The following is a 10,627-nucleotide window of genomic DNA, read 5'->3' as shown; positions in this document are numbered from 1 at the left end:
CGCCGCCGTTCCCGGTGTGTCTGCAATGAAACGCTACACGCCCCGAACGAATTACGATAGGAGATCAGGGGGGCAACCTGGGCGGAGCCGCCGCTCTGGTGCCACGGCTGGGTGGTCTCGTTCGAGCGGTCAGCCGGCGTGAGGAGGACAGGGATGGAGAACAGCACGGCGGTAACCTTCTCGTCGGGACGAGTCTGGCTTGACGATGCGAACGGGATTGTGCGGGTCGAGTTCGCGCCAGGAACCCTACAGACGCTCCAGATCGCCCGCGAGGTCATCGCCGGTATCAACTCGACCACCAGCGGCGGGCGCTGGCCGGTGCTCGTCGATCTCACCCACGTGAAGGTGATCGAGCGTGACGCCCGGTCCTACTACGGGAGCCCCGAGGCGACGGCGAGCTGGCCTGCTGTGGCGATGCTGGCCGACTCGCCCTTGAGCACGACCATCGCGAACATCTGGCTGGCGGTCTTCAGCGCGATTCACGGCAGGCGCGCCAAACCGTACAAGATCTTCTCCGACGAGACGGCCGCGGTCGAGTGGTTGAAAGGGTTCCGCTCGTGAGCGAAGGAGAGCCGTCGACCGACTCTCGCGTTGCCGAGCTTTGCTCGATCCTCCTCGGGGCGAATCCAGCGCTGGGCGAGGCCCCGGGCGAGGCCAGCTTCGACCTGGCGAAGCGCGCCGCCGAGGCGCTGGTGCAGGAGATGCTCGAGCGGCGAGCGAGGGAGGAGCGGCTGGAGCGCCGGCTCAACGACATCATGGTGATGCTCAACTCCATCGTGTCGTTCGACTTCTCGAGGCGGGCGGAGGTCAGCGACCAGGGCGACGCCTGGGACGCGCTCGCGCTCGGCCTGAACATGGTGGCCGAGGAGCTCGCCTCCAGGGTGGTGTCCAAGGAGTACGTCGACAACATCCTCCAGTCGATGAGCGATCTGCTCGTCGTCGTGGACAAGGAGGGCTTCATCACCAGCGTGAACGCCGCCGCGTGCCGCCTGTCGGCCTACTCCGCCGAGGAGCTCGTCGGCGCGCCCGCCAGCCGCATCTTTCCGGGCGCGTTCCCCTGCGTCATGGGCGACGGCGAGAGCAGCATCCTCTTGGAGGAGACGGCGTTCCAGAGGAAGACGGGGGAGATCGTCCCTATCTCCCTCTCGACCTCCGTCATCTCCGGCGGCCTCGGGGAGAGCCAGGGGCTCGTCTGCGTCGCGCGCGATCTCACCGAGCGCAAGCGCCTCGAGGAGGAGGAGCGCCAGCGCCTCGAGCAGGTCGTGCAGACCCAGGCGCTCCTGCTCGAGGAGCTCTCGACGCCGCTCATGCCGATCGCGGATCAGATCCTGGCCATGCCGGTGATCGGCTCCGTGGACGATCGCCGCTCGACCCAGATCATGGAGACGCTGCTCAACGGCGTCGTGGCGCGCGAGGCGCGGATCGTCATCATCGATATCACCGGCGTGCGGAAGATCGACGCGCGGGCGGTGCAGGGCATCGTCAACGCCGTGAAGGCGGTGAAGCTCCTCGGCGCCCAGGTGGTGCTGACCGGCATCCGGCCGGAGGTCGCGGTGGCGCTCATGGAGCTCGAGTTCAAGCTCGGCGGCATTTACACGTTCGGCTCGCTGCAGACCGGCATCGGATACGCCATGAAGCAGCTCCAGAAGCCGAAGCCGGCTTGACCTGACAGACCACGATGCCGCGCCGGCGAGCCCGGCATCGTCCTTGCCCGCGTCGGGCTCGCCGCGCCTCCGGAGAGGCGCGCTCCGAAAGGGGAACACGATGCCCAGGACGTCCCTTCACTTTTCCATCGTCCCGCTCCTCCTGGCCCTTGCCGGCGGCTGCTCCAGCGATGGCCTGCCGCCGTCCGACGCCGGTGGTGCGCCGTCGGAGCAGCCGCCTTCGCCATCGCCGACCTCACCGTCAGCGCCGCTCGGGCCCGAGCAGCAGGCGGAGCTCGGCGCGCTGCTCGAGGAGCGGGAGTCGTCGGCGCGCATGACCGCCGCGGACTTCGCCTCGAAGTACCGCGTCGACTTCGCGTCGGGCCTCTCGTACGCGCCCGCGGACGCCGACAACCTGTCGCTGATCCAGGGCTCCACGTTCCGGCTCGACGACGACGAGCTCGCGAAGCTGTCCGCGAACGGCTTCGTCATCTCGGAGAAGAGGACCTTCCCGACCTTCGTGTACGGCTACGAGAGCATCTACGCGCTCGACCTGCCGCTCTACGTGTCGGCCGACTCCATCCTGTTCGCGGTCCACCGCTCCTACGACGCGATCCTGAAGTTCCTGGAGGGCGCCTCGCTCTCCTCCGAGCTCGGGAAGATGCTCGAGGAGATGCGCGCGCGGCTCGCCGCGGGCGCGGGCGGCGACCTCGGCGCCGAGGCGCGCGCCGACGCGGACCTCTACACGGCCGTGGCGCTCGCGCTCTTGACCGGCGCGCCGGTCGCGCCCGTCGCGGGCGCCGACGCCGCGAAGATCGACGAGCTCGTGGCGGGCGCCAAGGCCCACCAGGGCATGGGGGCGGTGAGCCTCTTCGGCGCCGACCGGCTCATGGACTTCTCCCAGTTCGAGCCGCGCGGCCACTACAACGACTCGCCCGAGCTCCAGCGTTACTTCCGCAGCATGATGTGGCTCGGCCGCGTGGACTTCCGCTTCCTCGAGACCCAGGAGAGCGGCGCGCAGGTCTTCCAACGGCGGCAGCTCGAGGGCGCGTACGCGCTGCGCGCCCTGGCCGAGGAGAAGACCCTCGACCGTTACACGCGCATCGACGACACGATCCAGGCCTTCGTGGGCGAGAGCGACTATATGACGCTCCCCGAGCTCGACGCCCTGCTCGCGGATCTCGGACTCGACGACGCCGCCGGCCTCGCCGGCGTCCCGGACGACACGATCGTCGCGGTCGTCCAGAAGAAGGGCTACGGGACGCAGCGGATCTCGAGCCATATCATGATCAACGGCCTCGACAAGGGCACGCTGCCCCTGTCGGCGAGCTTCGCGATGCTCGGCCAGCGGTACGTCGTCGACTCGCACGTCTTCTCGAACGTGGTCTACGACCGGGTGCAGGGCGGCACCGTCAAGCGCATGATGCCGAGCCCGCTCGACGTGGGCTTCGCCGCGCTCGGCAACGACCAGGCGGGCCTCCTGCTCGCGCCCGAGCTAGGCCAGTTCTCCTACGCGCCCGACCTGCACATGATGCGCGTGCTCGTCGACGCGCACCCGGCCGATTTCTGGGGCAAGAACCTCTACAACCGCTGGCTCGGCGCGCTGCGCGAGCTGTCGCCGTCGCGGGCGCTCGAAGGCGGCGAGGGGCTGCCCGGGGTGGCGAAGACGGAGGCGTGGGGCCGGCGCCTGTTGAACACGCAGCTCGCCTCCTGGGCCGAGCTCCGGCACGACACGATCCTCTACGCGAAGCAGTCGTACACGGGCGGCACCACGTGCGAGTTCCCGGACGCCTACGTCGACCCGTACCCGGCGTTCTACGCGCGCATCGCCGAGCTGGCCGAGCACGGCGGCAGGATCGTCGAGTCGCTCGATCTGTCCGCCCTTCCCGGCACCGGGGAGGAGTTGCCGGCGTACTTCGCGCGGCTGCACGGCGTCGCGACGACGCTCGGCGAGATGGCCGAGAACCAGCGCGCCGGGCTGCCCCTCACCGAGGAGCACCTCGCCTTCATCAACCAGGCCGTCCGGATCCAGTACGGCTGCGGCTCGCCCGAGGGCGTCGAGGGCTGGTATGCCGATCTCTTCTATCATCCCCTCCTCGGCACGAAGCAGGACCCGACGATCGCCGACGTGCACACCCAGCCGACCGACGAAGTCGGGGCGACGGTCGGCCGCGTGCTGCACGTGGGCACCGGCCTGCCGCGGCTCATGGTCGTCACCGCCGACCCGTGCGGCACGCCGCGCGCGTACGTGGGGCTCGTGTCGTCGTACTTCGAGAGGATCACCGGGAACTTCGAGCGCATGACCGACCAGCGGTGGGCCGGCGAGATCGTGGGGGCGACGCCCGACGACGTCGCCTGGATGAAGGACCTCGTCTCCCGCTGACAGCGCGGTCAGCGCGGTCCCGGGGCCACGCCGGCGCGAGCTGGCCTCCCCGGGAACGTGTGCCGTCGTGTGCCGGCCGGGGCGCCGGTGCGACAGCGCGATCACGGTCTGGCGTGCAGCCCGCCGAGCCGTCGCGACGACGGCGCAGCGGGCGAGGGCGCGGCGCTCTCCGGCGGGCAGGGCTCAAGCCGTGTGGTAGCGTCGGTGCATGGTGAGGGGCACGTCGGTGCGGGACGTCTGGAACGAGCTACGCACGCGCTTCGACGTGGAAGAGTGGCAGATCCCGGACGAGTGGCGTGCGGACCGGACGGACAGCCCTGCCGGGAAGATCCTCCGGGAGCTGGACCGCCCCGCCGCGCCGCGGACCGCGCCGATGTTCCTCCTGTCCGGAACGATCGGCACGGGCAAGAGCACCGAGCTGTGGAGGATCGCCGAGGAGCGGGCCCGGGCGGGCGCCGAGCTCGTGGTGTTCGTCGATCTGGTCCGCCACTTCCAGAACGCCTTCGGATCCACCGAGGCGCTGCAGCACATCAGCTCCTGGGAGGTGTGCTTTCTCTGTGGCGTCGCGCTGATCCGGGCGGCGCAGGATCAAGGGTATCGATGGAGTCCGGACAGCGTTCAAGGGCTCGCTGACGCCTGGTCGGCGCTCGCCGGCGCGGCGCTGCCGCCTGGCGCAGCGCCTCCGAGCATCGATGTGTTCGCCGCCGCGAAGTCCATGGTGCTCTTCGCGTCGACGGCGGCGTCGGCCCTCGCGCCCGAGGCGGGGGCAGCGGTGGCGGTGGTCAAGGCGCTCGCCGAGCTCGCGAGCGCGGGCAAGTGGTCGCTGCCGATGGCGAAGAAGGACACGAGGCGGATCGAGGACCAGGATCCGCTGATGCAGAGCCTCGTCGATCGGGTGAACGTGCTGCTGGGCGACTTCCGGCAGTGGAGTCGTCCGGTGCTCTTCGTCATCGACGGGCTCGACCGTATCGTCAGCTTCGAGCGGGCCGAGGCGCTGTTCCTGCATTCCCAGATGCTCGCCCGCCTGCAGGCTCCGCTCGTCGTCTGCGCTCCGTTCGCGCTCAGAAACCACCTGGCCACGAGCGAGGTGCGGCGGTTCAAGCCCCGTATCCTCCACAACGTCCCGGTGCTCGACCACGCCGATCCGACGCGACCGGGCCCCGGCGTGGCCTTCTTCCGCGACCTGTTCCAGCGCCGGGTCCACGGGCTGGGCGCGGAGCACCTCGTCCCGCAGCCGCTCCTGGACCGGCTCGCCTACTACTCGGGCGGCCGCGCGCGCGACTTCGTGAGGACCATTCGAATGCTCGCCGACTACGGGTACGACGACGCGGCGCCCGTGGCCACGGAGGCGATGGTGGAGGAGGTGATCAAGGAGGCGCGCCAGCTGATCGAAGGAGGTGTCGACAAGGGCCACGTCGCGCTGCTCGAGTCCGTCGCTCGCGATCCGAAGCACGAGCTCCCCGACAACCAGACGGCGCGGGAGCTCCTGACGTACGCTCGGCTGCTGCCGTACCCCAACGAGTCGGAATGGTTCTACCCGCACCCGCTGCTCATGATCAGCAAGGTCCGCCTGTAGCGCCTTGGGTGGAGCGGATCGCGCGGGCCTTCCGCGGGATCGATCGGGGCCTCATCGTGCTCGTCGACCATGCGGCGAACGCCAGGCTCGGCGAGCTCGTCCGCGGCCTCGCCGTGGGGCACCCGGAGCTGGATGTCCTCACCGAGGCGCCGCGCGTCGAGGACGTGCCTCGCGGGGCGCTCATCGTGCTCGCCGCGCGGGCGGTGGACGCGCTCTGGCTCAACTACGCGCGCCCGATCTTCCGCGAGCGCGGGCTCAAGGTCGTGCTGTGGAGCACGGCGGAGGTGACCGCGACCCTGGCGAAGGAAGCGCCCGACTTCCTCGACTGGACGTCGCGGAGGTTCGAGTGTCCCGGCGGCGTTCCCCGGCAGGCGATCCTCGGCCTGCGGGCGGCGCTGTGCGCCCGGGCGCCCGGCGTGCGCTGGCGCGGTCCGGAGCTCGACGCGTCGTTCGAGGCGGCGTTCCCTGGTCGTCCGCTCGTCCGCGTGCGCGCCGATCTCCCCTACGACGCCCTGATCGAGGCCGCGAGGAGCGCGGGGCGCGGCTGGATCGCGTGGTCGGAGATCTACAGCGAGCGAGACCTCTATCGGGTGCGGTGGGCCATGGCCGAGGCGGGCCGGCGAGGGCGCGTGGTGCTGGACGCGCCGCGGATCGTCCATGACGAGCTGCGCTCTCCCGTGAAGGACTACTGGCTCGTCCACGGGCAGCTGATGAATCTCCACTACGCGAGGGAGGTCCTCAGCGCCGCGGGCGCGCAGGCCCCGGGGCGGCTCGCCGCGCTCCTCGACCTCGAGCCGGAGGCGATCCGGCTCGCGGTCGCGCTGCTCAATGCCGGCGTGAGCAGCGCATCCGTGGAGGAGGCGGCGCGCGAGAGCAGCGACCCTGGCGCGGCGGTCGCGCGGCTCGCCTCGGGACAAGCCTCGTCGCTCGTCCTCCAGGAGCGATTCGAGGCCATGCCCCCTGTGCGGCGCGCGTTCGAGATGGACCGAGTAGCGCGCAAGCGCCATGCGAGCGAGCGGGCCGAGACGCTCGCGCGGCTCGGCGAGCGCGCGAGCGCCACCCGGGCTGTGGGGGAGTCAGACGTCGAACCGCTGCTGCGCGCTGGATCGGTGTCTGCGGAGGCGTGGGATGCGATGATCGCAGCGGCCCGACGCGTCCAGGCGCACGACGTCGCGGCGTGCTGGTCGACGCGGGGCTCCGGCTCGACGGGGGGCGTGATCCGGCGCACCTTCTTAGAGTGCATCCTGGCGGCGCAACACGCCCTCGCCGACCGCGACGTGGACGCCGCTCTCCGCGCCGTGGAGGAGATCCGGGAGGACGACACGCTCATTGGAGGCAACGACGAGTATTACGACAGGGTTGTCTTCCGAGTTGCCCGAGCTGCGCTGGCAGCCGGCCGAGCGGGCGAAGGCGAGCGCCTGTTCGAGCGCCTCATCGACTGGGGTAATCGACAGTCGATGACGTCGGAACAGCTCGAATGTTTGTTGCAGCTCGCGGAGCTCGATGCTGTGATGGTCGAGCGACGCCTTCGAGAAAGAATGCGCACTCACGCGCCCGAGAAAGCGTTGTGGAAGCAATTCGTCGCGCACCAGGTTTTGGCGGAAGCCCTCGCCGTGCAAGGGCGATTCGCCGAGGCCGAGGACCAGCTACGTCAAGCGCTCGCGCTCGAGGCATACGTGAACCCGCACTCCATCGTCCAGATGCTGACGGGGCTTGCGGGCATGCTCGCCGAGCAGGGGCGTCACGCGGAGGCCGAGCTGCTCGCCACGAAGGCCCTGGAGATTGCGCGCCTTCACGGCAGCAGCGCTTCGTGCGATGGGGTGCTGGCGCTCTGTCGGCTCGCCGAGAGCCGCGCGGCGCTCGGCCGGCCGGACGCGCGCGAGACGGCACAGCAGGCCCTCGACGCGCTCCGCGCCGAGTTTGAGGAGCAGGATCCGGTCCGGGGGGAAACGGAGCACCATCTCTTGCGCATCCTCGGGCTCGAAGGCTGAAGCTCGGTCCGCTGTGAACCCTCACACCAGGGCCTGCACAGAGGGGCGGGTCGAAATTTCCATTCACCCCGGAGGTTCCGGACAGCCGTCGGTTTCAATTTCAATTCACCCCGGAGGCTCCGGACAGCCGTCGGTTTGAATTTCAATTCACCCCGGGGCCTCCGGACAGGTAATGGTCAGTTTTGACCCGCAGTGGTCAACATTGCCCGATGACCGTGGCGACTAGGGATCTCGCCGCGTAGGGTCGGCCGCCAGGAAGTGCAGCCCGCGGGTGTTACGAGCACCCCGGGCTGCGTGGCCGAACCCCGATCACGCGAGGTCCGACGATGCAGTTGTACCTGATCCCATCCGATGGTGGGCAAGGCGAAGGTGCGCCCGCGCGCCGCCGCCGTCCCCGTTCCCCCGCGCTCCGCCTGACTGAGGCGGAGCGCATGCGGCTCCGCGCCGCGGTCCGCTCCCTGCGTTCGCTCTACGGCACCTGGGCATGCCTCGCCGAGGTGATGGGCGTCAGCGCCGGAACGCTCCAGCAGCTCGCCAGCGGCAACGGCGGGTCGCACGCGATGGCCCTGCGCGCCGCGAAGGCCGCGGGGGTGAGCCTCGACCAGATCCTCGGCCGGCCCGTCGTCGCCGGCAGGTGCCCGACATGCGGGAGGGCCGGGTGACGAAGCGGCGGAAGGGAGCTCGCCGCCCGCCTGCCGCACGACATCCCCGGAAGAAGCCGACGATGGAGGCGATCCTGGCCGAACGCGGGATCGTGCTCGCCACGCTCGCGGGCATCCCGAAGCGCGACCGCGCCGACGTCGAGCAGCAGGTGCTCCTCGGCGCGTGGCGCTCCGTGAAGCGAGGCAAGTACCGGCCCGACCCGAGGGACAAGCCGCGCGACGCGCTCCGGAAGTGGCTGCACGGCATCGCCTGGCGGCAGGCCGCGCACTACTTCGACAGCGCGTGGACGCGCCGCGCCGTCTTGCACGCGGAGCCGCTCGGCCTGCTGCGCGAACACACCGGCCCGAGCCTTGAGGCACAGCTCCAGGCGCGCGAAACGCTGGAGGCGCTCGCGCACCTGCCGGACTGGCAGCGGGAGATCCTGCTCGCCGTGGACCTTCCGGAGTCGCTCGTCGCGTACGCGCGGTCCCGCGGCATGCACCCCGGCACAGCGGCGAGCCGGCTCAGGATCGCCCGCGAAGCGCTGGCGCTGAAGCTTCGGCGGTGGCGCCGATGAGCAAGCCAGGCGCTATATACTCGAAACTACAGCACAATGTAGCTGTTAGCAGAAACTAACAAGTGAGCATTGCTGCTCAAAACTAGATAGGGCATGATGCCCCAGGCAGCGCCGGGCGTGTCGCGATCGCTTGACGGTCGGAGCGACGCGTGTGTAGGGTGCATCCGGCAACTGACGTCGCCCAGGTAGCGGAAAAGACAAAAGCCAGCGGGTAGCGACCGCTGGCTCCGTCCCGACACCGAAGCGTCGTCACGGTGGATTAGGCCCCACCGCATCCGAATCTGTATCTAGACTAAGCTAGGTGCAGACGTCAAGGGGCTTGATCCGCTTTTTGCCAGCGGAGCAATCATGGCCCCTCGACGTCACATGAAGTCTGTCCATTCGCAGACTTCAACTGGTCATCTTCTTCTCTTCAAGCTCTCGTTCGACACTTCGGACGAACCGCCGCGCGTGAAGCTGCACCGGTCGATGAGGCAGCTCGTTCTGCCCATCTTCGGTCCGGGCTTCCCTCCGCCCCTCGATCCGAGCCTGCGTCGCGTAGAGCGACCGCGCCGCTATCGGCGTAGCTAGTCGTCCAGGTCACCGAACAACGAGAGCTGCCCCCGCCTCGGCTTCGGGGCGGGCGGCGGCTCCGGCTCTGTGGGCGCCACAGGCGCAGCCGGAGCGGACCCAACCAACCGGAGGAAGCCCCGGCCGTTCGGCAGGGCCCTGGCGGGCGCCGTAGGCGCTCCCGCGGGCGGCTCAGGCAGCTTGAGCGCCTTCGGCTTCGGCGGCTCCGCGGGTGCCTCGGAGAGCGCCAGGGCGACGAGCTCCTCGATGCTCCACACGTGATCAGTCAGTCCGGCCTCCATGGCGGGCGTGACGCGCAGGGCTTCGTGCGGGCGGCAGAAGTTGTAGAACGCCATGTGCAGCGCGACAGCCGCCTTGTGGTGCGGCAGGCGCTTGCTGAAGCCGTTGCAGAGCCGGGTGAAGCGGCGGATGTGCATGCGGATCGTGAGGTTCTGCCGCTCGACGTGGCTCGTGCTGGCGCGCTTCACGTCGGGCACGCCGTAGACGGGCGTGCGCGTGATGAACGGGTCGCGCGGCGGCTCGTACCTGTGATCGTCGTCGCGCCTGGCCTTCCGGCTGTAGTTCTTGACGACCTGGGCGTAGTCGACCGAGCCCGCGAACGAGTCGCCGACCGCGGCGATGTAGGGCTGCCAGCCGTCGCTGTAGAGCTGCGGGACGGTCACCAGCCGGGCGCGCAGATCCGCGATGAAGGCGCGCGTGTTCTCCTCGTCGCGCTTGCCCACGCGGTACGAGATCACGAGCTTCGACGCGCTCGCCATGCCGACGAAGACGTATGCCTCACCGACCTCGGGCGAGTCGCCTGGCTGCACGCGCGCCTGCTTCTTCTGCACGTAGCTCCAGATCTCGTCGACCTGCACCGCGCGGCAGTCGACGTCGCGCACCAGCCGGTTGTGCAGCCGCTCGCAGCCCTCGCCGACGCGAAGCAGCAGCGCCAAGATCGCCGGCTTGCACACCTCCGTGAGCCGTGACGTGGGGCGGATGCCCGCTCCCTCAACAAGATGAGCCACGACCTCGACGCGCTTCGTCATCGGCAGCACGTGTGCCATGCAGGGCCTTGCCTCTCCCCAAGCGGGGGCCCATGCTGCACGTGCGTCGTGCGCAGGGCGGCCCAACCGCTCGGCGTTCCGCAGCCCTGTCTCCGGGGACCAGCCGGGGGCAGGGCGCTTTGCTAAGTACCCTGCAATGTAGCACAGAAAGCCTATGTTTCCCGGAGTTTTCGTGTAGCTATGATGTGGACTGTCATAT

The 10,627-nt window shown here is 69.6% G+C and carries 8 protein-coding genes; 7 read left to right on the top strand and 1 reads right to left on the bottom strand.

The window, feature by feature from the left end:
• The first annotated feature begins 153 nt into the window (after nt 1–153).
• The 7 genes from NQZ70_RS39405 (at nt 154) to NQZ70_RS39375 (ending at nt 8,812) form a co-directional block, all read left to right on the top strand.
• Nucleotides 154–561: a hypothetical protein gene (locus NQZ70_RS39405; protein ID WP_129578821.1), complete on the top strand. Its 408-nt coding sequence runs from the start codon at nt 154–156 to the stop codon at nt 559–561.
• A complete protein-coding gene (locus NQZ70_RS39400) occupies nt 558–1,664 on the top strand; it encodes a PAS domain S-box protein (RefSeq protein ID WP_129578820.1) in 1,107 nt (368 codons plus the stop codon). The genes NQZ70_RS39405 and NQZ70_RS39400 overlap by 4 nt, the downstream gene beginning before the upstream one ends.
• 100 nt (nt 1,665–1,764) lie before the next feature.
• The gene (locus tag NQZ70_RS39395; RefSeq protein WP_129578819.1) at nt 1,765–4,026 is read left to right on the top strand and encodes a DUF3160 domain-containing protein; all 2,262 of its coding nucleotides are present in this window, start codon (nt 1,765–1,767) and stop codon (nt 4,024–4,026) included.
• Nucleotides 4,027–4,234: 208 nt separating this feature from the next.
• The gene (locus NQZ70_RS39390) at nt 4,235–5,602 is read left to right on the top strand and encodes a hypothetical protein (RefSeq protein WP_129578818.1); all 1,368 of its coding nucleotides are present in this window, start codon (nt 4,235–4,237) and stop codon (nt 5,600–5,602) included.
• Nucleotides 5,603–5,610: 8 nt separating this feature from the next.
• On the top strand, nt 5,611–7,593 hold the full coding sequence (locus NQZ70_RS39385) for a tetratricopeptide repeat protein (protein ID WP_165374390.1): 1,983 nt from the start codon (nt 5,611–5,613) through the stop codon (nt 7,591–7,593).
• A gap of 431 nt (nt 7,594–8,024) precedes the next feature.
• The gene (locus tag NQZ70_RS39380) at nt 8,025–8,255 is read left to right on the top strand and encodes a transcriptional regulator (protein ID WP_237244456.1); all 231 of its coding nucleotides are present in this window, start codon (nt 8,025–8,027) and stop codon (nt 8,253–8,255) included.
• Nucleotides 8,252–8,812 (top strand): RNA polymerase sigma factor, encoded by a 561-nt coding sequence (locus NQZ70_RS39375; RefSeq protein ID WP_129575124.1) that lies wholly within the window; start codon nt 8,252–8,254, stop codon nt 8,810–8,812. Before NQZ70_RS39380 ends, NQZ70_RS39375 begins: the two co-directional genes overlap by 4 nt.
• Nucleotides 8,813–9,378: 566 nt before the next feature.
• Here the strand turns inward: NQZ70_RS39375 and NQZ70_RS39370 are convergent.
• Entirely contained in the window at nt 9,379–10,410 is a 1,032-nt protein-coding gene (locus tag NQZ70_RS39370; protein WP_129581398.1) for an IS1 family transposase, read from the bottom strand.
• Nucleotides 10,411–10,627: the final 217 nt, after the last annotated feature.

It is taken from the genome of Sorangium sp. So ce836, assembly GCF_028553905.1.
Taxonomy (GTDB): domain Bacteria; phylum Myxococcota_A; class Polyangia; order Polyangiales; family Polyangiaceae; genus Sorangium; species Sorangium cellulosum_D.
Note: the sequence above shows the minus strand (reverse complement) of the source record. Positions and strands in the feature narration are given on the sequence as shown.